The sequence below is a fragment of the Stutzerimonas stutzeri SDM-LAC genome (assembly GCF_000235745.1).
Taxonomy (GTDB): domain Bacteria; phylum Pseudomonadota; class Gammaproteobacteria; order Pseudomonadales; family Pseudomonadaceae; genus Stutzerimonas; species Stutzerimonas stutzeri_H.
Genome location: NZ_AGSX01000141.1, coordinates 15,179 through 38,383, shown reverse-complemented (window position 1 = coordinate 38,383; position 23,205 = coordinate 15,179). Strand labels below are relative to the sequence as shown.

Sequence of the window (23,205 nt, the reverse complement as noted above, 5' to 3'; positions counted from 1 at the left end):
TGGAATCAGCCGACCAGGAAGCGCCGTGCGCCGGGTTTAACCAGCGAGTATTTGGCTTTCAGGTGCGGTCTCTCCTGAAGTAGCCGGGCCACGTCGAAGCCGACGCTGTCTTTGGCTTTACGCCAGCTGATGTACCCGTTGGTGAACTCAGCCCGACTGGCCTCGCCCATGGCCTGTTGCAGCATCTGCTTGAGCTGGGCTTCACGCTTTTCCTTATCGGCAATCGCTTGGCGCAGTGCTTTGAGCTCAATGTAGGCCGCTGACAATCCAGCATGACCGCTGAAATCCACGGTCTCGCCCGAATCCGTTGGGAAAAGGCAGCGCAGGGCGGTCTCGGCGGAAGCTGTGCCGTCGGCGGGGGGTGGGGTATCGGTTTCCACGTACTGCCAGAAGCGCCGTTCGAGCTCGATCAGGCGAGCAATCATCTGCTCATCCCGCTCTATGCGATGGATCTCCAGATGCTGCCCTCCGAGCACAACCGCCACATCAGCAGCCTGCTTCCCGGTGACGGCGAGCTGGTGCATCACCTGTAGCTGTACATATTCGGGCACGCCCTCTTTCCAGAGGCGTGCCCCGTTTATGCCGGCTGTCTTGCATTCGAGGATCTGCACGTCGTCGGCACCGATTACTTCTCGGTCGATATTGGCTAGCATCCAGGGCAGCTCTGGATCCGGGTGCTGCAGCACGGCATTGATTCGGCGGACCTTGTTCTTGGTGCGCTTGCTGTAATGCCAGGCCACGATGGGCTCTAGGACGTTGCCCCAGTACATCGGGCTGTCCTCATCATCAGGATCGGTCTTCGGCAATCCGGTATCTCGCCCGGTCTTTTCCAGCCACAGTTCCAGTTGCGATTTGTAGGGGTTGAGGCCGACGGCAGCGGCTGCATCGGAGCTGCCGATGCCTTGCTTGCGGACTGCCAGCCAATCTTCGCGAGGCAATTCCTTGGTGCTGATCAGACGCAAAGCCGGACGGGGTTTGCTGGTACTGCGGTTCAATGAGGTTGCTTTCATGCTGTTCACCTTGCAGACATAAAAACGCCCAGCCAGCGCGAAGCTGACCGGGCGATACGGTTGAGATGGGGTGACGGGGGCTAGGCAGCGAGCTGAAGAGCGGTATCCAGGGCGCGTTGTTTGATCTGTGCGCCTTGGCCGAACCAGGCTGAATCAAGCCGGTACTCGGTGCTGCGTGCACGCCGTTCGTGATCTACGTATTCGGTCACGGCATTCAGCAGGCCCCAGGCGGTGCCCTTTGCCGATTCCAGCTGACTGCCCCGGCCACGGCCTTCGTACAGCTCCTGAACCTTGCGCAGGGCGCGTTCGTTGGGTAGCTGTTCAGGAAGCTGGCCGGTCGGACTGACCTCGCACATGACGTTCATAAAGAAGCCCATTGCCTCATGCCACTGCACCTTGCGCTCAGCCAGATGGCGCATGCGGTACATGAAGTCGTCCCATTGCGAGACGGCGATGCCGAGCTGCTTCTTCACCAGATTCGGATCGAAGCGAGTGTTGTGCGGCACCTTGATGGCTCGGCTGGTTCCGTCCAGGGCGATGGTCAGGGTGTTGTTGCACACCACGCGAACAGTGGTCGGCGTTGCGGTGGTGGCCAAGGTGCCGTCGCATGACGTAGCCAATAGCAGGTAGCCGTTGACCTGGTCGTTACCCTTGATCGCCGTGCCTTGCCCAGTGCGTGCAAGCGCCCAGAACTTGCGCCCACCCTTGAGCACGCCGGCTGTCTCCAGCTCATAGCCGGAGACCTCGGTTAGATCCCGGTAAAACTCCAGTACCTCGCGTGGCTGCACGGTGTGATAACGCTTGGAGACCACTGACAGCGGGGCTTTGGTATCCGAGCGATAGAGCACCTTCTGCTCAGGGAAGGAATGAATCGTACCGAGGTGGCCGATGGCGTCCGATTTGAAATGAACGGGGCTTTCCAGGATTTGCCAGTCCATTCCAGCTTCACGTTGCCAGACCTCAATGGGTTGTTTTTGCGGCAGGTTGTTGCCCAGACCGTGCCAAGGGGTAGCTCCGGCGTAGGCCATGGTTTCGACGAGATGAGCCATGAGAACGATTCCTTTGGGTGCGCGCCGGCATAAGCGCTGCGCAGAGCGCAGCACCGGCTGGGAGTTAGAGAAAAGAGGGAGTGGAGCCGCCTGATCAGGTCGGCAGATTGAAGCGATGCCCGCAGAGCAGGCAGAGGTTGTTAGCCAGGACGTGGCGATCGAGCTTGTGGCCAAGCTGAGCGCCGAGCGCGCAGCCACCGACGCCGCCGGCCAGTCCGCCGAGGATGGCACCGGAGATTGAGCCGACGGTAATGCCGACAGGGCCAGCAATGGCGCCAATAGCCGCCCCGGCTTGACCGCCAGCCAGCGCAGCACTGATGCCACGAGCGGCACCGCCGACCGTGCCGACGGCGGCAGCGATCTTCATGGCGCGGTGGAAGGAAGCGACTTTGGGTGAGCGACAGCGAGGGCATTGCAACGACATGAGGTAAACCTTCTTGATGGTGATGTCATTGCTGTTATGTAGGGTTGAGATTTTTTTGAATCGAATGAGCGGGGTTTCCATAGCGTTTTTTTCAGCCTGAGTGGCTGCCTTTAAAACAACGCCTGCTCTCGATGTGAGCGCCTATCGGACGCTGTTGGTGCAAGAGCGTGATCACTTGAACGGACGTACCGGCCAAAAGATGAAGTGTTTGGCAAACATGCAAAAGCTACAATGCAACTAAATTGCCACCATTTTGCACTGATGGACCTTATTGTTGACGGAGCAACCCATGAATCGCACCTACGCCCTTGTCTGGAACCCCTGCCTTGCCCGCTGGGACGTCGCCCACGAGCATGCCCGGCGGCGTGGTAAAGGGGCCGGTGCGGTACTCGCCGCCGCCCTGCTGTTGCCGGCCATGGCCTTTGCCGCCGCCCTGCCCAGCGGCGGCCAGATGGTTACTGGGCAGGGGCAAATCAGCACGCCCACCAACAACCAGATGGTCATCGACCAGGCCAGTAACAAGCTCGCCATCAACTGGCAGAGCTTCGATATTGCCGAGGGCAACAGGGTCACCTTCAACCAGCCCGGTACGGATGCCATTGCCCTGAACCGGGTACTGGGTGCCGATGGCTCGAAAATCATGGGCCAGCTGGATGCCAATGGCCGGGTGTTCATCGTCAACCCTAACGGGGTGCTGTTCGGCCAGAACGCCCAGGTCAATGTCGGCGGCCTGGTGGCCTCGACGTTAGACCTGTCGGTCAGTGATTTCGAGGCTGGCAATTACCAGTTCAAGGGCAACGGCTCTAACGCCAGCGTGATCAACAACGGTCGGATCACCGCCACCGACGGTGGCAGCGTCGCCCTGCTCGGCGGCACGGTCAGCAACAATGGGGTGATCGTCGCCAATCAGGGCACGGTGGTCTTGGCCGCAGGCAATGCCATGACCCTCGACTTTGCTGGTGATGGCCTGCTCAACGTGCAGGTGAATGAAGCTGTGGTCGATGCCCTGGTGGAAAACCACCAGCTGATCAAGGCCGATGGCGGCCAGGTGCTGCTCACCGCCAACGCCGGTGATGCTTTGCTGAAGACCGTGGTGAACAACACCGGCGTGATTGAGGCGCAAACCCTTGGCGAGAAGGACGGCAAAATCGTCATGCTCGGCAGCTTCGACGGCGGTACGGTGCAGGTAACCGGCACCCTGGATGCCAGCGCGCCCAATGGTGGGAACGGCGGTTTTATTGAAACCTCCGGCGCCCATGTGCAGATTGCCGACAGCGTTAAGGTCACCACCAAATCCGCAGATGGCAAATCTGGCACCTGGTTGATCGGCCCCAATGATTTCACGGTCGCGGCCAGTGGCGGTGACATGACTGGCACCGCAGTATCGCAAGCCTTAAGCGATAACGGCAGCTTCATTATTCAAACCGCCAGTATGGGTACGGCTGGCGGCAATGGCGATATTCACATCAACGACGGTATTGCTTGGAATACCTCTAGCGCCCTGACCCTAAAGGCCGAGCGCGACATCAATATTAACGCCAATATAAATAGCACAGGTGCGGGTAAGCTGGCGCTGGAGTTCGGCCAGGGCGCGGTTGCTGACGGCAATAGTGCGGACTACCACCTGAACCAAGGTGCAAAGGTGAGTCTGAGTGCTGGCGACAACTTCAGCACCAAGCTGGGCAGTGACGGTACCATTCGTGAATACAGAGTAATAACCGAGTTGGGTATGCAAGGATCCCTTACAGGTACAGACCTGCAAGGAATCAATGGCAATCCTTCAGCAAACTATGTGCTTGGGGCCGGTATTGATGCCACTGCTACTGCGCTCTGGAATAATGGTCAAGGCTTCGCTCAACTTGGTGCGCCGTGGTGGTCTGGATTTGGTGAGTTTAGCGGTATTTTAGATGGGCTTGGCCACGAGATATCTGACTTAACAATCAACCGACCCGGGGCCAGTGACGTTGGGCTATTCCGCATTTTGAGCGTAAATAGCCAGGTGCGCAATCTGGGTTTGGTGGGAGGAACGATAATTGGTGGCACCAAGGTGGGTGGCCTTGCTGGGGTTAGCCTCGGGAATATAAAAAACGTTTACAGCACTGGCGACGTAGATGGCGGGTACGAGGTTGGAGGCCTTGTTGGGTTCAACTACGGCAATATCATTAGCGCTTATGCCACTGGTAAGGTTGCCGGCGTTGACTATATTGGCGGTCTCGTCGGTAATAATAGCTACGGCAGCACAATTCTTGACGCTTACGCCACTGGTTCGGTGACTGGAAGTAATTATGTTGGCGGCCTTGTTGGGCACAACCACTACAATGCCAGCATCAATATCAATAACGGCCCTGCAATCAGCAACGCATACGCTACTGGTACGGTGATGGGGGCCGATTATGTAGGTGGCTTAGTCGGCTACAACCGCAGTGGTACGGTTAGCCACGTATACGCCACTGGCACGGTGGTGGGAGGTGACTATGTCGGAGGTCTTATCGGATTTAATGACTCCCTCGACATGCTAAGTGACTCAGGAATAAGCCATGCCTACGCCTTAGGTGCTGTAGCTGGTGAGAATTATGTCGGAGGTCTAGTCGGGCTCAGTTACGGTGAGATCGACAACTCTTATGCCAGCGGTGCAGTTACAGGTGTAAATGCTATTGGCGGCTTAGCCGGAGTTAGCACCTTAGGTACGGTCAGAAATTCTTATGCTACAGGTGCCGTGTCAGGTGCCTACGATGTTGGGGGGCTAGTCGGGGCGGGTGGCACGATCCTTGACTCTTCCGCCACAGGCTCGGTGACAGGAAGCGGAAACTTCGTTGGTGGTCTGGTTGGAGGCCTCTATAGCGGAAGTATCAGCAACTCCTCCGCTACCGGCTACGTCATAGGTGCTAGCAGTAATGTCGGTGGCTTAGCTGGCTATAGCAGTGGTGGTGCAATAAACAATTCCCACGCTACCGGTGCTGTGACTGGCGAGTATATGGTCGGGGGCTTGATCGGACACAGCTACGGAGACATCAACAACTCTTACGCTACCGGCGCGGTTATAGGAGGGGATGACGTAGGTGGTTTGGTCGGTAGATACAACTCGCGCACGCTCAGCAATGTTTACGCGACCGGTGCAGTTGAAGGTCAAAGTGTTGTCGGCGGCTTGGTCGGGCGCAGCAACTACACCTCGATAATTAACGCCTACGCTACTGGGGCTGTAGGCGGCATCAGTTATGTCGGTGGTTTAGTTGGGTATGGTAACGACAGCACGATAAGAAATAGCTACGCGATAGGGGCGGTGGCAGGACAGTATGCTATCGGCGGTTTAGCTGGGGCTAACTGGGGTAAAATTAGCAACAGCTTCTACGCTATTACTGATAGGGCTGGGGCGGGCGTCAACAACAGTGGTGTGCCTACCGACATCTTCGGAGGAAATCACCTAGGTACTGCATCGACCTTTGCGAATCTAACTTCGCTATCAACTTTTGCCAACACTGGCTGGGATATTGACGCGGTAGGTGGTACAAGCAGTGTTTGGCGAATCTACGAAGGTAACTCAACTCCGTTGCTGCGCAGTTTTCTCAAGGCCGTGACAGTTACGTTGGAGAATCCGACCGCTACTTCTAGCAAAGTTTACGACGGCAATATCGCCTCTGACAGATTTAACTATGTGACTGACCAGCCTGGTGTGATCCTCGACGGTATAGCCAGCTATACCAGCGCATCAGCCAATGTTGGTAGTTACAGCGTCAGAGATGGCACGCTGCGCTATGGTTTGTTTTCAGATCAGCAGGGCTACGATATAAAAGTTGTTGGCGACCCGAGCCTGACCATCACACCTAAAGCGCTGACTCTCAGCGGCTTGACTGCAAATGACAAAGTGTATGACGGGAATACTGTTGCCACGCTGAGTGGTGGGAGCCTTAATGGCTTGGTGGGTGATGAAACGCTGAGTCTCTCAGGTCTAGTCGGTACCTTTGCCGATAAGCAATCAGGCATCAGCAAAATAGTTACCGTTACAGGTGGATTGGGTGACGGTAGCGGGTTGGTCAGCAACTACAGTTTCACCAACCCCACTGGACTAACAGCGAATATCGACCGCGCCAATCTGACCGTTACCGCCAATAACGCCAACAAGACCTATGACGGCCTGGCCTTCAGCGGCGGTAACGGCGTGACTTACAGCGGCTTTGTTAACGGTGAGAGCGAGTCCGTGCTGGTTGGCACCCTCAGCTATGACGGTACAGCTCAAGACGCGATCAACGCAGGCACCTACGTCCTCAGCGCCAGCGGCCTGAGCGCCGACAACTACGCCCTCAGCTATACCGATGGCAGTCTGATCATCGACAAGGCCGCCCTCACCATCGCTGCCAATGATGCCAGCAAAGTCGCCGGTCAAAGTATCCTGCTGAACGGTTACACCGCCAATGGCCTGCTGAGCGACGACAGTGTTGCTTCAGTCAACCTGAGCAGTGCGGGTGAGCCCACCAGTGCCGCAGCAGGCAACTACGCCATTATCGCCAGCGACGCTGTCGGTACCGGGCTCGGCAACTATGCGATTACCTATCAGGATGGCACCTTGCAAGTAATCCCAGCACCGGTTGACCCGGTTGATCCAAGCCAGGTCAATACCAGTCAGCCTTATCTGGGGGTGCTGGCATTCAATGGTCAAAACTCGCCAATCCAGTACTTGCCAGCCCGGAACGAAGAGCCGGCCAACGAGCCCGAAGCAACCAATACGCAGCTGCTCGACACCAACCCAAATGATGAGCGTTTGAATGTGCGGGTCTTCAGCCGCGGCATCCGCCTGCCAGAAGGAATCTGATTCATGCGTTTTGTTCATTTGATCGGCGGTGCCGTTTCCCTTTTGTCTCTGTCTGTGGCGGCAGCCACCCTGCCGGATGCTGGTCAGTCCCAACAGACCATCGACCAGCGCCCGTTGCAGTTGCCGGGCAAACAACGTCTGGAACTGAACCTGCCGGATGCGCCATCGAGTGAGGTAAGGGTCAGCGGACCCAGCCTGCAGGTAAGCGGTTTTACCCTAAAAGGCAATGCGGTAATCAGTAGTGAGCAGCTGTTGCCACTGCTTGCGGAGCTGCAAGGCCGCAGTGTATCGCTCCGCGAGTTGCAGGCCGCTGCCAACCGCATCACGCTGGCGTACCGCGAGCGTGGCTACCCGCTGGCGCGAGCCTATATCCCGGCACAGGAAATTGACGGCGGCGTGGTAGAGATTGCGGTACTGGAAGGCCGTTATGGCGAGATTGGCCTGAACAACAGTGCGCGCCTGACCGGCGCCGCGCTTGCGCCACTGGCAGCGTTGCAACCCGGCGATGCGGTGCAGTCGGCCCCTCTGGAGCGTAGCCTGTTGTTGCTCTCCGATACCCCCGGGGTGGAGGTGAAATCCACCCTCAAGCCTGGCGCCTCGGTCGGTGCCACAGACCTGGTGGTGGACGTGGAACCAGGCCCGCTCCTGTCCGGTGCGATCGATGCCGACAACTACGGTAACCGTTTTACCGGCGAATACCGTCTGGGCGGCACGCTTAACATCAACAGCCCGCTGGGGCTGGGTGATCGTCTGTCGCTGCGCGCCATCGGCTCGGATGAAAGCCAGCAGTATGGCCGCATCGCCTACCAGCTGCCGGTCGGCCCTTGGGCAACCCAACTGGGCGTTGCCTACTCGGATATGGACTATGAGCTGGCCAAGGACTTCGATGACCTCAAGGCCAAGGGTAACGCACGCATCAGCAGCCTGTACGCGATCCAGCCATTGATTCGCAGCCGTGATTTTTCCCTGTTTGCGCAGCTGCAATATGACGACAAGCGGCTGAAGGACGATATCGACCTGTTCGACAGCAAGAGCGACAAACGCTCGCGCGTGCTGACTGCCAGTATCAGCGGCAACAGCCGTGATGAGCTGTTGGGTGGCGGCATTAACAGTTTTGCGCTGGCCTGGAGTCAGGGCAGCCTGAACATTGACGGCGATCTCAATCAGCTGATCGACGACCTCACTGCCGGCACCCAGGGCCGCTTCCATAAGCTCAACCCGAGCCTGGTTCGCCTGCAACGGCTGACTGGCCGCTTCAGCCTGTACGGTCAGCTGCAAGGCCAATGGGCCGATGGCAACCTGGACAGTTCGGAGAAGTTCATCCTCGGCGGTGCCTACGGCGTGCGCGCCTATCCACAGGGCGAAGCAGCCGGCGATCAGGGTTGGCTGGCCAATCTGGAGTTGCGTTATGCGCTGACCAATGCCTGGCAGCTCAACACCTTCGTTGACCACGGCGAAGTGCGGCTGAACAAGGATACCTGGGCTTCGGGCGAGAACCACCGCAGCCTCTCGGCAGCCGGTTTGGGTGTGCGCTGGGCAGCGCACGGCTGGCAGGTCAGCAGCGTGGCAGCCTGGAAACTGGGTAACGCTGACGCGCAGAGCGATGTCGAGCGCAGTCCGCGGGTATGGGCGCAGGTGGTACGGTTTTTCTAACAAAGCTGCCAAGTCAAATGCCTGAAGCTGAGACCCACCCAGCGCATTTAATGACCGGGTCCAGTTAAAAATAAAAGTATGGCCTACCACTATTTGAAAGGCCGTCTGCGCTTCAAGTCTATCCAGGCAAGGGCGAATTCGGCTCCTTTTAGCGAAGAGGTACAACCCTCTGGGCTCGGCTTTCAGCTAGAGCAGCGACTGATAAGTTCCCTGTAGCTGCTTGCTGAATGTACTCGCTCCACCAAGCCATCATCGGGCGTCTGTGTCCGATGTGGCCCGCTCGATGCGAACACCCACCTTGCAGGTTTATGCAAAAACTCTGCTCAGTCTGCCATCAGAACATGACGTCGCCTGAGGGCTGTGGTAGGTATTGACCCTTGCGTGTGTGAAAGCTGGCGCTCGTTTATAGTCTCTCCCTTTATCGAGGTGGTGCTATGCGCGTTAAGCCAGTAGGTGAGCTTGTTTTCGAGAAGGACGGCCATGAGCATCATATTGCAGCCAGCCAACTGTCCCAGGGTGGGCCTAAAAAGGAGGCCGACGGCCTACATGGAGAAAGTGAAGATTGCTCGGTGACCTTCACGGTGGACTCGTCATTCGGGGATTTTGCCTGGTGCGTCAGCTATACCCTAGGCAATGAGGGGCTCGACGTTAACGATTCAGAAAGAGTTAGAACGCCTAACGGCGTTGAGGTGATCAAGGACGTATCGTTCAAATCAGCCTAAGCGCTTTCCTTTTTCCAGCTGTCTAGCATGTCTGCCCACCGCTGCATCATGATGGCTCGATCGTTCAAGTACTCAGCATGGTTGTAAGTGCGTCTCACTGCATTCTGCTCGGTATGTGCGAGCTGTCTTTCGATCCAGTCAGCAGAAAAACCCATTTCATTCAGGCGAGTGCTGCCTGTCGTGCGTGTGGCGTGCGGGCTGTATTTCCCGGCCCAGCCGAGGACGTTGAGCATCTGGCGGAACGATGCAGAAACCATTGGTCGAGTACGTACGTCTCGGTGCGGGAATACATGCGTGTACTTGCCGGTAATGGCGTGTAGGCCGCGCAGCATTTCTACTGCCTGCTGGGGTAGCGGATTTGTATGATCCTTGCGTTTTTTCATGCGCACGGCTGGGATCTTCCACAGCGCCTTGTCCAAGTCGAACTCGGACCATTGAGCTTCTACGGCTTCGCTAGGGCGGCACAGCGTCATCCACATAAGGCGAAAAGCGCAGAGCGTTTCATGGCGCCCGCCGTGGGATTCGACATCTCGCAGCAGCTTTCCAATTTCTTCTGTGGAAAGTGGGCGCTTGTGCTGCGTCTTGTTGGCTGGTAGCGCTTTACGAACTGGGTGTACGGGGTCGCTTGTGGCGCGGAGAGTTGAGATTGCCAGTTCGAAAACCCCAGACATGCTCCGCTTTGCCTCAGCAGCAACGGACGGGCCATTGTTCTCAACTGCACCTTTGAGCACTTCAAGAATATGGACGGGATTGATGGCCTTGATCGGCAGATCACCGATTTTTGGAAAGACAACTCTCTCCAGCATGTTGAGCCGTTTGGATTTGGTGATCTCCTCCCAGTCCTTTAAGGCCAGCCACTCTTTAGCGACCGCTTCAAAGGTGATGGCCTTTTCGTAGTCGCGTTTAACTCGCTCTTGCTGGCGGTGGTGGGCTGGATTGATGCCTTGTACAACCAGAGAGCGCGCTTTGATGCGCTCTTCTCGGGCTTCCGACAGAGTGAATCGACGTCCTTTGCGACGTTCCTTGGCCTGCTCGGGCGTTTCTCCCTTTGGTGCAATCACGTAATCCCCGATAGCGAACACGCTTTCCTTCTTGGTACGGCCGTCGCTTAGCTCGAACCGATAGCGCCATGCCTTGACCCCGTTGGGCTTCACCTCCAGGTAGAGGCCGTTTCCGTCCGTCAGTTTGTAGGGCTTTTCCTTGGGCTTTGCGGTGCGGCACGCAGTGTCGGTAAGCGGCATGGCTGCTCCTGTTTGGCTATACCCGGTTTTAGAGGCGGGCTCGTTTTCGCTGTACCCGGTAGCGTACCCGGTTCTTTGCCGGATCGTATAGCGTCCTGATGGATGTTGGTGGAAAAGAAAAACCCCTTGAGGCGGCATTCCTCAAGGGGTTTAGTGTCCATTAAGATCCGAGAGGATCTAAGTTTCTGTTCAGACGTTGAAGCGGAAGTGCATCACGTCGCCATCCTTGATGACGTATTCCTTGCCTTCAAGACGCCATTTCCCAGCTTCCTTCGCACCGGCTTCGCCCTTGTACTGAATGAAGTCGTTATAGGCGACCACTTCGGCGCGGATGAAGCCCTTCTCGAAATCGGTGTGGATGACGCCCGCGCCCTGAGGGGCGGTTGCGCCGACTTTTACGGTCCAGGCCCGGACTTCCTTCACGCCAGCTGTGAAGTAGGTCTGCAGGTTGAGCAATTCGTAACCCGCGCGAATCACCCGGTTCAAGCCGGGTTCCTCGAGGCCGAGGGATTCGAGGAACATGTCCTTCTCCTCGCCATCATCCAGCTCGGCGATCTCTGCTTCGATCTTGTTGCACACCGGTACTACGACAGCGCCTTCTTCAGCGGCGATGGCATTAACCACATCTAGGTGCGGGTTGTTCTCGAAGCCGTCCTCGGCGACGTTGGCGATGTACATCACCGGCTTGCTGGTCAGCAGGTGGAAGCCCTTGGCCAGTTGCATCTCGTCCTCACCCAGCTTCTTCAGCAGTGTGCGGGCCGGTTTGCCTTCGGTGAAGTGTGGGATCAGTTTTTCCAGCAGCGCTTTCTGCGCCACGGCTTCCTTGTCGCCGCCCTTGGCGTTGCGTGTGACGCGCTGCAGTTGCTTTTCGCAGCTGTCGAGGTCAGCAAAGATCAGTTCCAGTTCGATGATCTCGATGTCGCGCTTGGGGTCGACCGAGTTGGAGACGTGAATGACGTTCTCGTCTTCGAAGCAACGCACCACGTGGGCAATAGCATCGGTTTCGCGGATGTTGGCCAGGAACTTGTTGCCCAGACCTTCGCCTTTGGAAGCGCCTTCTACCAGGCCGGCAATATCAACGAATTCCATGGTCGTCGGCAGGATTCGCTCTGGCTTGACGATGTCGGCCAGGGCCTGCAGACGCGGATCGGGCATCGGTACGATACCGCTGTTCGGCTCGATGGTGCAGAAGGGGAAGTTTTCCGCAGCGATACCTGACTTGGTCAGCGCGTTGAACAGGGTGGACTTGCCGACGTTGGGCAGGCCGACGATGCCGCAATTGAATCCCATGGTGTGTTTGCCTCGGTACTGGCTGGCAGCGGATGCGCTACCGGCGTTGCCAAACTGCGTTAAACGGCTTCGTGATGTGCTGCAGTGCAAGCTTTCCGCGCCGCCGTTGCCTTGTCTTGCGGTCCCGCGTCGAGTTCGATCAGGCCTTCTGGCTGTGCAGACGCTGCATCGCGCGCGTCCAGTCACCGGCGAGAATTTCGGGCAGCACGTCGAAGGTGAAATCGATGCTCGCGTCCAGCTTTTCGCGCTCGGCCTGGGGCGCCCGGCCCAATACATAACCGGTTACCAGGCTGCTGTGGCCTGGATGACCGATGCCCAGACGCAGGCGGTAGAAATTGTTCTGATTGCCGAGCCTGGCGATGATGTCGCGCAGCCCGTTATGCCCGCCATGGCCGCCGCCCTGTTTGAGCTTGGCGATGCCGGGGGGCATGTCGAGTTCATCGTGGGCAACCAGGATGGACTCGGGAGGAATTCGGAAAAATCCGGCCAACGCTGCCACCGCCTGACCGCTGCGGTTCATGAAGGTGGTAGGGATCAGCAGGCGGACATCTTCGTCCTGGTGGCGGAACTTGCCGACCAGGCCGAAATACTTGCGGTCTACGCTGAGATTGACGCCCTTGTAGGCAGCCAGACGCCCAACGAAAAGGGCCCCTGCGTTATGCCGGGTCTGGTCGTATTCAGGGCCTGGATTACCCAGGCCGACGATCAGTTTAACGGCAGTCACGACAGAGGCCCTTCCTCAGATGCTAGCGAGTGGATTACTCGGCAGCGTCTTCTTCTTTCGGAGTGTCTTCCTTGCTCACGCGCGGCGCGTGAACGTTGGCAACCGGCAGGTCGCTGCCGTGTGCCAGGGAGACCAGCTCAACGCCCTTCGGCAGCTTGAGGTCGGTCATGTGCAGCACCTGACCGACCTCAACCTTGGCCATGTCGACCTCGATGAACTCCGGCAGATCCTGCGGCATGCAGGACACTTCCACTTCGTTGATGTTGTGCAGAACTTCGCCGCCTTGCTGCTTCACGCCAACCGAGGTTTCCTGGTTGATGAAGTGCAGCGGAACGATGGCGGTCAGCTTGTGGCCGGCTACGACGCGGACGAAGTCAGCGTGCAGAACGAAGCCCTTGGCCGGATGACGCTGCAACGCCTTGATCAGAACGGATTCGTTCTGGCCATCGACGTCCAGAGTCAGCACGTGGCTGAACGAGGCTTCGTTTTCCAGCATCTTGGCCAGGTCTTTGGCCAGCAGGCTGATGGATTGCGGCGCCTTGTCACCGCCGTAAATCACGGCTGGGACGAGACTGGCGTTACGACGCAGGCGGCGGCTCGCACCTTTCCCCAGGTCGGAACGCACTTGGGCATTCAGAGTGAAATCAGTCATTGTGTTTCTCCAGGATAACAACGCACCCGAAACGCTCGCGACCAGCGCTACCGGGCGGTTGGGCAAAAAACCCCGCACGAGGCGGGGCACATTTTCGTTCTGCGCGAAGGGCTAAGCGTTTGGCTTAGCGGAACATCGCGCTGATCGATTCAGCATTGCTGATGCGGCGAACCGCTTCAGCCACCATTGGCGCGATGTCCAATTGGCGAATACGGGTACAGGCTTGCGCCGCTGCGGACAGCGGGATGGTATTGGTCACAACCAGTTCGTCGAGCACCGAACCTTCGATGTTCTCGATGGCGCGACCGGACAGAATCGGGTGAGTGCAATACGCGAAGACCTTGGATGCACCATGGTCTTTCAGAGCAGTTGCGGCGTGGCACAGCGTGCCGGCGGTATCGACCATGTCATCGACGAGGATGCAGGTGCGGCCTTCGATATCACCGATGATGTGCATCACTTCGGACTGATTGGCTTTCGGACGACGCTTGTCGATGATTGCCAGATCCACACCCAGCGACTTGGCGACGGCGCGAGCACGCACCACACCACCAATGTCGGGGGAGACGATCATCAGGTTCTCGAAGCGCTGAGCCTGGATATCATCGACCAGGACCGGCGAGCCGTAGATGTTGTCCACGGGCATGTCGAAGAAGCCCTGGATCTGATCGGCGTGCAGGTCAACGGTAAGGACGCGGTTGACGCCTACCACATCGAGCATGTCTGCCACGACCTTGGCGCTGATCGGCACACGTGCGGAGCGCGGACGGCGATCCTGACGGGCGTAGCCAAAGTAGGGGATGACGGCTGTGATACGGGTGGCGGAGGACCGGCGGAAGGCGTCTGCCATCACAACCAGTTCCATCAGATTGTCGTTGGTGGGGGCGCAGGTCGGCTGAATCAGAAAGACGTCCTTACCGCGAACGTTCTCGTTGATCTCGACACTGATTTCGCCGTCGGAAAATTTACCGACGTAGGCGTCACCGAGAGGGATATGCAGCTGACGTACAACACGCCGGGCCAGGTCGGGGTTGGCATTCCCCGTGAAGACCATCATCTTGGACACGCGCAGTACCTGCCTGAGGGTGGATCCGATGAAACAAAAAGCTGTTCAAAAGGCCAGGCGTCTTGAACAGCTCTCGTGATATTTGGCAGGGGCGGCTGGATTCGAACCAACGCATGCCAGGATCAAAACCTGGTGCCTTACCGCTTGGCGACGCCCCTGTAGATGTAACCCTGAAAGTGTTTGTGCAGTTGTACCAACCCCGAAAGGTTATGGCAGGGGCGGCTGGATTCGAACCAACGCATGCCAGGATCAAAACCTGGTGCCTTACCGCTTGGCGACGCCCCTGTAACGTACAACCTCTAACCACTTACTTCCTGTGCCAGCTGCGCGAGCTTTCGGTGCAACATCGAAATATTGCGACCTTGAGCGACGAATGCTGGCAAATCGGCTGGAAGTTGGCGGCAAACTCTATCAGCCTCACCTTTGTTTGGGAAGCTCCCAAACACACAAGCTCCAGTGCCGGTCATCCTTGCTTGAACAAATTTGTTCAACAAGCTCAAAGCGTTACGAACTTCTGGATAACGCTTCTCGACCACCGGCTGACAGTCATTATGACCGCCCCCTGCAAGAAGGCTGCGAACTGTAATGGCCGGGGTATTGCGTGTCAACTCCGGGTCGGAAAATATTTCCGCTGTACTAACAGAGACTTGCGGAGCGATTACGAGGTACCAGGGTTCGCTCAATTCGACTGGTTGCAGACGCTCACCGACCCCTTCGGCAAAGGCCGCGCGGCCTCTGACGAACACCGGAACGTCGGCACCAAGGGTCAGACCGAGATTCGCCAGTCGATCTTCGCCCAGGTGGGTCTGCCAGAGGTAGTCGAGGCCGAGCAGAGTGGTGGCCGCGTCCGAGCTTCCGCCGCCAATGCCGCCGCCCATGGGCAAGCGCTTGATTAGCTCTATGTCGGCGCCCAGCGCGCAGCCGCTGTGCATCTGTAGCAGGCGCGCAGCGCGCACGATCAGGTTGCTGTCATGGTCGACGCCGGCAAGGTCGGTGTGCAGGCGGATCTGTCCGTCGGTCCGCGCTGCAAAGGTCAGCTCGTCACCATGATCGAGGAACTGAAACAGCGTCTGCAGTTCATGGTAACCATCGGCGCGTCGACCGAGGATATGCAGCATGAGATTGAGCTTGGCCGGCGCGGGAAGGGTCAGCCTGAGCATCAATGGCCGAGCTGGCGTGGCTGCCAGTCCTTGACGACCAGGGTGATTTTCAGGTCCCGCCCTGCCAGCTTGATGCGGCTTGGCAGCGAGTAGCCGTCTTCCTCGATGTAACCCAGATACTGAACGTTCCAGCCATCCTGCTCCAAGCTGGCGAGCCGTCCGTTGGCATCGACAGCGATGCGACTGCGGCTGTCAGGAGCCGGCAGGCCGCGCACCCACCAGAGCAGGTTGGAGACGGGTAGCTGCCAACCCAGTTGGCTTTCAACCAATGCTTCCGGTGAATCGGCCTCGAAGCGACCCTGGCCGGCGACTTCCAGCGCTACTGCATCGGGGCGACCGGTCAGGCGCGTCGCGCCGCGTCCCAGCGGTCCAGAGAGACGAATATCGAAGTAGTCCTGGCGCTGCAGCCAGAACAAAGTGCCGCTGCCAGAATCCCGGGGCGCCTGAATACCAATCTTGCCGCTGATCTGCCAGCCATCGATCTCATTGACGTGGGCTTTATGGGTTTTCCAGTCTTCGGCATTGCCGGGGCCTTCCACCGATTCCTGCGGGCCGAGACCGGCGCAGCCGGTCAGGAGCAGGGCAAGGGCGGGAACCAGCAGGTTACGCATCAACTTCATGGGTCAGGGTTTCTCCGAGCCTGTCAGACGTTTGATGGTCTCGCGCAGCACTTCGCTGTCCGGTTGTTGCTTCAAAGCTTTCGTCCAGATGGCCCGTGCCTCTCGCTGGTGACCCGAAGCCCAGAGCACTTCACCGAGGTGGGCGGCGACTTCATGGTCGGCGAAGCGCTCGTAGGCTTTGCGCAATTGGGTTTCGGCCTCCGCAAGATTGCCCAGCCGGTAATTGACCCAGCCGAGACTGTCGAGGATGGCGGCATCGTCGGGGTTGAGCTGGTAGGCCTGCTCGATGAGTTCCAGGGCTTCCTGATAGCGATCGGTCCGGTCAGCCAGCGTATAGCCCAGCGCATTGATCGCCATTGCATTGTCTGGCTCGCGTTCGATGACGTAGCGAAGGTCTCGCTCCAGCTGAGCCAGGTCGCCACGCTTCTCCGCGATCATGGCCCGGGTGTAGAGGAGGTTCAGGTCGTCGGGAAATTCATTCAGCGCCTGTTCTGCCAGCGTCCATGCTGCCTCTATTTGCTGCTGCCCGGAGAGCGCCTCCAGCTCAATGAGGTAGAGCTGAATAGCGTAGTCAGGCTGCTCGTCACGAGCGTTTGCCAGCAGTTTCGAGGCTTCCTGGTTGCGCTCAAGGGCGAACAGCAGCTCCGCCTGCATGAGTTTCGCCGGCAAATACTCATTGCCAGGCCCGATCTTGGCAAGCGCTGCCAGCGCCTGCTCATTCTTGCCCAGCTCGCGGTAGGCGCGGCCCAGATTAAAGTATGAGGCGTCGAGATGGCTGCCGCGTTCGATCAGGTCTTCCAGATAGACAATCGCCTCACGCCAGGCCTGCGCTTCGAGGCATACCAGCGCCAGTGAGAAACGCAAGTCATCGTCGCTGGGGTGCTGCTGAACCAGCGTGGCGAATTCGCCCATGGCGTCCTCGAACCGATCCTGTTCCACCAGGAGGCGCGCATAGGTCAAGCGCAAACGCTTATCGTCGGGATGCTGGCGGAGGCTGTTTTCCAGCAACGGCATGGCCTCCTTGCCACGATCCAGGATCTGTAACAGGCGTGCCTGGAGCAAGATCGATGGGATTTCCTGCTCGCTGGCCGGTTGCTCCTCAAGCAGTGCGAGTGCTTCTTCGGGGCGCGCGTCCTGCTGTAGCAGTACGGCCTTGCCGAATTTCAATTGGGGATTGTCGGGATGCTTGGCCAACAACTGGTCGAAGCTCTTGAGCAGGCCACTGCGCGTGTCGGGATCAGTTTCAGCAGCGGAGAGCGCGAGGAAGTCGAAATGCGTGTCGCCCTGACCCCGCAACACCTTTTCCATGAACGCCAGCGACTCTTCATAGCGCCCTGCACGCGCCAACTGAATGGCTGCGGCTCGCTGGGCGTCAAGATTGTCAGGTGCGTTGTTCGCCCAGATGAGGGCCGTATCCAGCGCTGCCTGGTCGGCGCCTAGGTACTCGGCGATACGGAATCCGCGCTCCGCGACGCCGGCATCCTGGGTTGCGTTGGCCTGTTGGACATAGCTGCCCAAAGCGATATCGAAGCGATTACGCTGGCCAGCCAGCTCCGCCACCAGCAGTGCATAGAGGGTGTCGCCGCTGAACGAGCCAAACTCACTTGGACTTTTTTGCGCAGCCTCTGCGGTGACCTCATCGATTGGCGGGCCGCTTTCCGGGGTGCTCTGCATGAAGCTTTGGCAGCCACCGAGAAATAGAACGGCGCTGAGGGCGAGGAGTTTTTTCATAAGGGACATTAGGCTGGTCTGCGGTCGCGGCATGATGACACAAGCCGCCAGGCAAGCACACGACTCGGCTTTGGCCCGACATTTCGTGGCTTGGTTCGTTACAGACAATGTCTGGCAATGGTTGTTCTGAGGCAGGCGAAGTAGGAGAATCGCGCGCTCCGTTTTCGAATCAGCGATCCTGCATGGCTTTCATCGCGCTTGGCATTAATCACAAGACCGCATCGGTGGACGTGCGCGAGCGTGTGGCGTTCACGCCCGAACAGATGGTTGAGGCGCTGCAGCAGCTGTGTCGTGTCACGCCTACGCGCGAAGCAGCGATTCTGTCGACCTGCAATCGCAGCGAGCTTTATCTGGAGCAGGAGCAGCTCGAGGCCGAGACGGTGTTGGCCTGGCTGGCCAATTACCATCGCTTGAGTCTCGATGACCTTAAGGCGTGTGCCTATGTGCATACCGACGACCAGGCTGTGCGGCACATGATGCGTGTGGCCTCCGGTCTGGATTCGATGGTGCTTGGTGAGCCGCAGATTCTCGGACAGATGAAGTCCGCCTATGCCGTGGCGCGCGAGGCCGGCAGCGTCGGCCCGCTGCTGGGGCGTCTGTTCCAGGCGACCTTCAGTACCGCCAAGACTGTACGTACTGACACCGCCATTGGTGAAAACCCGGTGTCGGTCGCCTTCGCAGCCGTCAGCCTGGCCAAGCAGATCTTCGCCAACCTCGATCGCAGCCAGGCATTGCTGATCGGCGCTGGCGAAACCATCACACTGGTCGCTCGTCACCTGCACGAGCAGGGCGTCAAGCGGATCGTGGTGGCCAACCGGACCCTCGAACGCGCAAGCGCGCTGGCCGAGCAGTTCGGTGCCCATGCCATCTTGCTTGCCGACATCCCGCAAGAGCTCTACAACAGCGACATCGTTATCAGCTCGACCGCTAGCCAGCTGCCGATTCTCGGCAAGGGGGCGGTCGAGCAGGCGCTGAAGAAGCGCAAGCACAAACCGATGTTCATGGTGGACATTGCGGTGCCGCGCGATATAGAAGCGCAGGTCGCCGATCTGGATGACGTGTACCTATACACCGTCGATGATCTCCATGAGGTTGTGGCCGAGAATCTCAAGAGTCGCCAGGGCGCTGCCCAGGCCGCCGAAGAGCTGGTTGCGGTCGGGACTGACGATTTCATGGCGCGGCTGCGTGAGCTGGCTGCCGTGGATGTGCTCAAGGCCTATCGGCAGCACGCCGAACGCCTTCGTGACGAGGAGTTGCTGCGTGCACAGCGTTTGCTGGCCAATGGCGGCACCCCCGAGGATGCGCTTGCGCAGCTGGCGCGGGGACTGACCAACAAGTTGCTGCACGCCCCCAGCGTTCAGTTGAAAAAACTTTCTGCCGAAGGGCGTGTGGAGGCCCTGAGCATCGTCCAGGATCTTTTCGCTCTGCAAGACAGTACGGATAAATCATGAAAGCGTCGCTGCTCAACAAACTCGACACCCTGCAGGACCGCTTCGAAGAGCTGACAGCGTTACTCGGTGACGCCGAGGTGATCAGCGATCAGACCCGCTTTCGCGCCTATTCACGCGAGTACGCCGAGGTCGAGCCGGTCATTGCCGCCTACCGCGACTTCATCAAGATGCAGTCCGATCTTGAAGGCGCTCAGGCACTGCTCAAGGACAACGATCCGGACGTGCGTGAGATGGCCGAAGAGGAGGTTGCCGAGGCGCGCGGTAAGCTCGAAGCGATTGAGGCTCGGCTGCAGCGCATGCTCCTGCCGAAGGATCCCAAGGATGGGCGTAACGTGTTCCTCGAAATTCGGGCGGGCACCGGCGGCGATGAGGCGGCGATCTTCTCCGGTGATCTGTTTCGAATGTATTCCCGCTATGCCGAACGGCAAGGCTGGCGCATCGAGATTCTGTCTGAAAGCCCGGGCGAGCATGGCGGCTATAAAGAAGTGATCTCGCGGGTCGAGGGCGATAACGTCTTCGCCAAACTCAAGTTCGAGTCGGGCGCGCACCGGGTCCAGCGCGTGCCGGAAACCGAGTCTCAGGGACGTATCCATACGTCGGCCTGTACCGTTGCGGTACTGCCAGAGCCTGACGAGCAGATCGCCATTGAAATCAACCCGGCCGATCTGCGTGTCGACACCTATCGCGCTTCCGGTGCCGGCGGTCAGCACATCAACAAGACTGACTCGGCGGTGCGCATCACCCACATGCCCAGCGGTATCGTCGTTGAATGCCAGGAGGAGCGCTCGCAGCATAAGAACCGTGCGCGGGCCATGTCCTGGCTGGCAGCCAAGCTGCAAGACGTGCAGGACAGCGCGGCGCACAAGGAAATTTCCGATACGCGCAAACTGCTGGTGGGCTCGGGTGATCGTTCCGAACGTATCCGGACCTACAACTTCCCGCAGGGGCGCGTTACGGATCACCGTATCAACTTGACGTTGTACTCCCTTAATGAAGTGGTCGGTGGCGCCGTAGAGCAGGTGATCGAGCCGCTGTTGCAGGAATATCAAGCCGATCAGCTCGCCGCGCTGGGTGACTGATCGCTCTTTTCATTAGCGCACCGGCTCGGTTCGCCGACTGCAGTAAAAACTGAGTTCTGGAACCCTCAAGCATGGCGACGATCGACATCCTGCTGCGTGCCGCCCAGCTACCGGACTCGCCAAGCGCCAAGCTCGATGCCGAGTGGCTGCTTGCCGCTGCGCTGGGTAAGGCGCCGAGCTACCTGCGCACCTGGCCTGATCGCGAGGTGCTTCCCGAGGTCGAGGCCGTTTTTGCCGCGCATATGGAACGCCGTCGCCAGGGCGAACCGGTGGCCTACATCCTGGGTCGCCAGGGGTTCTGGAGCCTCGAGCTCGAAGTCGCCCCGCATACCTTGATTCCGCGACCGGACACCGAGCTGTTGGTCGAGACAGCAATGAAATTGCTTCCTGCCAGCCCGGTGAGTGTGCTTGATCTGGGTACGGGGACCGGTGCGATTGCCCTGGCGCTTGCCAGCGAGCGCCCGGCCTGGCGGATCATCGGTGTGGACCGCGTCACCGAAGCCGTTACGCTGGCGACACGGAATGCTCAGCGGCTCGGGCTCGGCAATACGAGGTTTCTCGAAAGTCATTGGTTTGCATCACTCGCGGGCCAGCGCTATGAGTTGATCGTCTCCAACCCGCCCTACATTCCGGCTAGTGATCCGCATCTACTGCAGGGTGACGTGCGCTTCGAACCGAGCAGTGCGCTGGTGTCGGGTGCTGATGGCCTGGATGACATTCGCCTGATCGTTGCGCAGGCGCCCGATCACCTGCTTCCATCCGGCTGGCTGGTACTTGAGCACGGTTACGATCAGGCGCCGGCGGTGCGGAATTTGTTGACCGTCGGCGGGTTCGTCGATGTCGCCAGCTGCAGAGATTTTGGTGGCCACGAACGTGTCAGCCTTGGACGGCTGCCATGAATCAAGTGAGGAGCCTTGCATGCTGAGCGATGACGAACTGCTGCGTTACAGCCGGCAGATACTGCTGAGACAGGTTGATATAGAGGGGCAGCTTAAGCTCAAGCAGAGCCGTGTACTGATTGTCGGGCTTGGCGGGCTTGGCTCGCCGGTCGCGTTGTATCTTGCCGCGGCCGGGGTCGGTGAACTGCATCTGGCGGACTTCGATCAGCTCGATCTGACCAACCTGCAGCGACAGATCGCTCACGACACCTCGTCGGTGGGGTTGCACAAGGTGGATTCGGCCATGGTCCGGCTATCTGCGCTTAATCCGCTGGTTGAGCTCGTGCCGCACCGTGCCGCGATGAATGTCGACACGCTAGAGGCTGCTGTCTCAGACGTCGATCTGGTGCTCGACTGCACGGATAATTTTGCGGTTCGAGAAGCGGTGAACGCGGCCTGCGTCGCCGCGAAAAAGCCGCTGGTGAGCGGAGCCGCCATCCGACTCGAGGGCCAGCTGTCAGTGTTCGACCCTCGAGTCGAGACCAGCCCCTGCTATCACTGCCTTTATGGTCATGGCTCCGAGGCCGAGTTGACCTGCAGCGAAGCCGGTGTTCTTGGCCCTGTCGTTGGGATGATCGGCAGTTTGCAGGCGCTCGAAGCGATTAAGTTGCTGGTCGGCTTTGGTGAACCCTTGATCGGCCGATTGCTGCTGGTAGATGCGCTTTGCAGTCGTTTCCGCGAGCTCAAGGTCAAGCGCGACCCGGCTTGCACCGTCTGTGGCCACAGCCGTGACTGACAACCGGCCGATAGGGGTTTTCGATTCCGGTGTGGGTGGGCTGTCGGTGCTCCGGGAGATCCGTGCGCGCCTGCCCCATGAGTCGTTGTTGTATGTGGCGGACAGCGGTCATGTTCCCTATGGCGAGAAAAGCCCGGAATTCATCCGTGAGCGCTGCCGGGCCATCGCTGCGTTTTTGCTTGAGCAAGGCGCCAAAGCGCTGGTGCTGGCCTGCAACACCGCGACGGCGGCCGGGGTGGCTGACTTGCGAGAGCAGTATCCACAGCTTCCCGTGGTTGGAATGGAGCCTGCGGTCAAACCTGCCGCTCGGGCCACCCGCAGTGGCGTGGTTGGGGTGCTGGCGACGACTGGCACGCTGAAGAGCGCTAAATTTGCAGCGTTGCTCGATCGCTTCGCCGGTGACGTGCGCGTGATTACGCAGCCATGTCCAGGTCTTGTCGAACGCATCGAGGCAGGCGAACTCGCTACGCCAGGCACCCGCATGCTGTTGGAGAGCCTGGTTCAGCCTCTGATCGAGCAAGGGTGCGATACGCTTATTCTCGGCTGCACCCACTATCCGTTTGTGAAGCCTCTATTGCGCGAGATTCTTCCCGCAACGGTCGCTCTGGTCGATACCGGGGCTGCTGTCGCGCGGCATCTCGAAACCCTGCTGGCAGCCAACGGACAGCAAAGCGAAGGTGAGGCGGTGGTGGTGCACTTCTGGAGCAGCGGCGATCCTCTGCGATTGGCTGACGTTCTTCCGGTACTTTGGGGTGAAAACGGTACAGTTTCCTACTGTTCTGCTTAGGAACTCCCCGCTGCGCTAGCCCTCTGTACTTAAGCAATATTGAAAAACGAAAAGCTCAGCCACTT

At 58.8% G+C, this 23,205-nt stretch carries 19 protein-coding genes and 2 tRNA genes; 8 read left to right on the top strand and 13 right to left on the bottom strand.

Features of this window, described 5'->3' with window-relative positions; genetic code table 11:
- Positions 1-5 precede the first annotated feature (5 nt).
- From PSTU_RS0114800 to PSTU_RS0114790, 3 genes are all read right to left on the bottom strand, one after another.
- Complete coding sequence (locus tag PSTU_RS0114800; RefSeq protein WP_019341806.1) at positions 6-1,010, bottom strand: YqaJ viral recombinase family protein; 1,005 nt, start codon at positions 1,008-1,010, stop codon at positions 6-8.
- A gap of 80 nt (positions 1,011-1,090) precedes the next feature.
- Complete coding sequence (locus PSTU_RS0114795; protein ID WP_019341805.1) at positions 1,091-2,059, bottom strand: DUF932 domain-containing protein; 969 nt, start codon at positions 2,057-2,059, stop codon at positions 1,091-1,093.
- 94 nt (positions 2,060-2,153) lie between these two features.
- On the bottom strand, positions 2,154-2,483 hold the full coding sequence (locus PSTU_RS0114790) for a hypothetical protein (RefSeq protein WP_036993310.1): 330 nt from the start codon (positions 2,481-2,483) through the stop codon (positions 2,154-2,156).
- Between the two features lie 289 nt (positions 2,484-2,772).
- Between PSTU_RS0114790 and PSTU_RS20875 the strand changes: the two genes are divergently transcribed.
- From PSTU_RS20875 to PSTU_RS0114775, 3 genes are all read left to right on the top strand, one after another.
- Positions 2,773-7,290, top strand: a complete 4,518-nt coding sequence (locus PSTU_RS20875) for a GLUG motif-containing protein (protein ID WP_019341803.1) — start codon at positions 2,773-2,775, stop codon at positions 7,288-7,290.
- A gap of 3 nt (positions 7,291-7,293) precedes the next feature.
- Positions 7,294-8,943: a ShlB/FhaC/HecB family hemolysin secretion/activation protein gene (locus PSTU_RS0114780; protein ID WP_019341802.1), complete on the top strand. Its 1,650-nt coding sequence runs from the start codon at positions 7,294-7,296 to the stop codon at positions 8,941-8,943.
- 434 nt (positions 8,944-9,377) lie between these two features.
- The gene (locus PSTU_RS0114775) at positions 9,378-9,665 is read left to right on the top strand and encodes a hypothetical protein (RefSeq protein ID WP_019341801.1); all 288 of its coding nucleotides are present in this window, start codon (positions 9,378-9,380) and stop codon (positions 9,663-9,665) included.
- On the opposite strand, the gene PSTU_RS0114770 is transcribed toward PSTU_RS0114775, so the two are convergent.
- The 10 genes from PSTU_RS0114770 to PSTU_RS0114725 all read right to left on the bottom strand — a co-directional run bounded on the left by PSTU_RS0114770 (position 9,662) and on the right by PSTU_RS0114725 (position 18,149).
- Positions 9,662-10,906 (bottom strand): tyrosine-type recombinase/integrase, encoded by a 1,245-nt coding sequence (locus PSTU_RS0114770; protein ID WP_019341800.1) that lies wholly within the window; start codon positions 10,904-10,906, stop codon positions 9,662-9,664. The genes PSTU_RS0114775 and PSTU_RS0114770 overlap by 4 nt on opposite strands.
- Positions 10,907-11,095: 189 nt before the next feature.
- Positions 11,096-12,196 (bottom strand): redox-regulated ATPase YchF, encoded by a 1,101-nt coding sequence (gene ychF / locus PSTU_RS0114765; protein ID WP_019341799.1) that lies wholly within the window; start codon positions 12,194-12,196, stop codon positions 11,096-11,098.
- A gap of 139 nt (positions 12,197-12,335) precedes the next feature.
- Complete coding sequence (gene pth / locus PSTU_RS0114760) at positions 12,336-12,920, bottom strand: aminoacyl-tRNA hydrolase (protein ID WP_019341798.1); 585 nt, start codon at positions 12,918-12,920, stop codon at positions 12,336-12,338.
- A gap of 34 nt (positions 12,921-12,954) precedes the next feature.
- Positions 12,955-13,572 carry a 50S ribosomal protein L25/general stress protein Ctc gene (locus PSTU_RS0114755; RefSeq protein ID WP_019341797.1) on the bottom strand — a complete coding sequence of 206 codons (618 nt, stop codon included), beginning with the start codon at positions 13,570-13,572 and terminating at the stop codon, positions 12,955-12,957.
- 124 nt (positions 13,573-13,696) lie between these two features.
- Positions 13,697-14,638: a ribose-phosphate pyrophosphokinase gene (locus PSTU_RS0114750; protein ID WP_019341796.1), complete on the bottom strand. Its 942-nt coding sequence runs from the start codon at positions 14,636-14,638 to the stop codon at positions 13,697-13,699.
- Positions 14,639-14,721: 83 nt separating this feature from the next.
- Positions 14,722-14,796: transfer RNA gene (locus PSTU_RS0114745), tRNA-Gln, on the bottom strand.
- 52 nt (positions 14,797-14,848) lie between these two features.
- Positions 14,849-14,923, bottom strand: a tRNA-Gln gene (locus PSTU_RS0114740).
- Positions 14,924-14,937: 14 nt separating this feature from the next.
- On the bottom strand, positions 14,938-15,798 hold the full coding sequence (ispE, locus tag PSTU_RS0114735) for a 4-(cytidine 5'-diphospho)-2-C-methyl-D-erythritol kinase (RefSeq protein ID WP_019341795.1): 861 nt from the start codon (positions 15,796-15,798) through the stop codon (positions 14,938-14,940).
- Positions 15,798-16,418, bottom strand: a complete 621-nt coding sequence (gene lolB, locus PSTU_RS0114730) for a lipoprotein insertase outer membrane protein LolB (protein WP_019341794.1) — start codon at positions 16,416-16,418, stop codon at positions 15,798-15,800. The genes ispE and lolB overlap by 1 nt, the downstream gene beginning before the upstream one ends.
- A 3-nt stretch (positions 16,419-16,421) precedes the next feature.
- Complete coding sequence (locus tag PSTU_RS0114725) at positions 16,422-18,149, bottom strand: tetratricopeptide repeat protein (protein WP_019341793.1); 1,728 nt, start codon at positions 18,147-18,149, stop codon at positions 16,422-16,424.
- A gap of 182 nt (positions 18,150-18,331) precedes the next feature.
- On the opposite strand from PSTU_RS0114725, the gene hemA reads away from it, so the two are divergent.
- The 5 genes from hemA to murI all read left to right on the top strand — a co-directional run bounded on the left by hemA (position 18,332) and on the right by murI (position 23,140).
- Positions 18,332-19,600, top strand: a complete 1,269-nt coding sequence (gene hemA, locus PSTU_RS0114720) for a glutamyl-tRNA reductase (protein ID WP_019341792.1) — start codon at positions 18,332-18,334, stop codon at positions 19,598-19,600.
- The gene (gene prfA, locus PSTU_RS0114715; RefSeq protein WP_019341791.1) at positions 19,597-20,679 is read left to right on the top strand and encodes a peptide chain release factor 1; all 1,083 of its coding nucleotides are present in this window, start codon (positions 19,597-19,599) and stop codon (positions 20,677-20,679) included. Before hemA ends, prfA begins: the two co-directional genes overlap by 4 nt.
- A gap of 71 nt (positions 20,680-20,750) precedes the next feature.
- The gene (gene prmC, locus PSTU_RS0114710) at positions 20,751-21,578 is read left to right on the top strand and encodes a peptide chain release factor N(5)-glutamine methyltransferase (RefSeq protein WP_019341790.1); all 828 of its coding nucleotides are present in this window, start codon (positions 20,751-20,753) and stop codon (positions 21,576-21,578) included.
- A 19-nt stretch (positions 21,579-21,597) separates the two neighbouring features.
- Positions 21,598-22,353, top strand: coding sequence for a molybdopterin-synthase adenylyltransferase MoeB (locus tag PSTU_RS0114705; protein ID WP_019341789.1), 756 nt, complete (start codon positions 21,598-21,600; stop codon positions 22,351-22,353).
- On the top strand, positions 22,334-23,140 hold the full coding sequence (gene murI, locus PSTU_RS0114700) for a glutamate racemase (RefSeq protein WP_019341788.1): 807 nt from the start codon (positions 22,334-22,336) through the stop codon (positions 23,138-23,140). Before PSTU_RS0114705 ends, murI begins: the two co-directional genes overlap by 20 nt.
- The last annotated feature ends 65 nt before the right edge of the window (positions 23,141-23,205 follow it).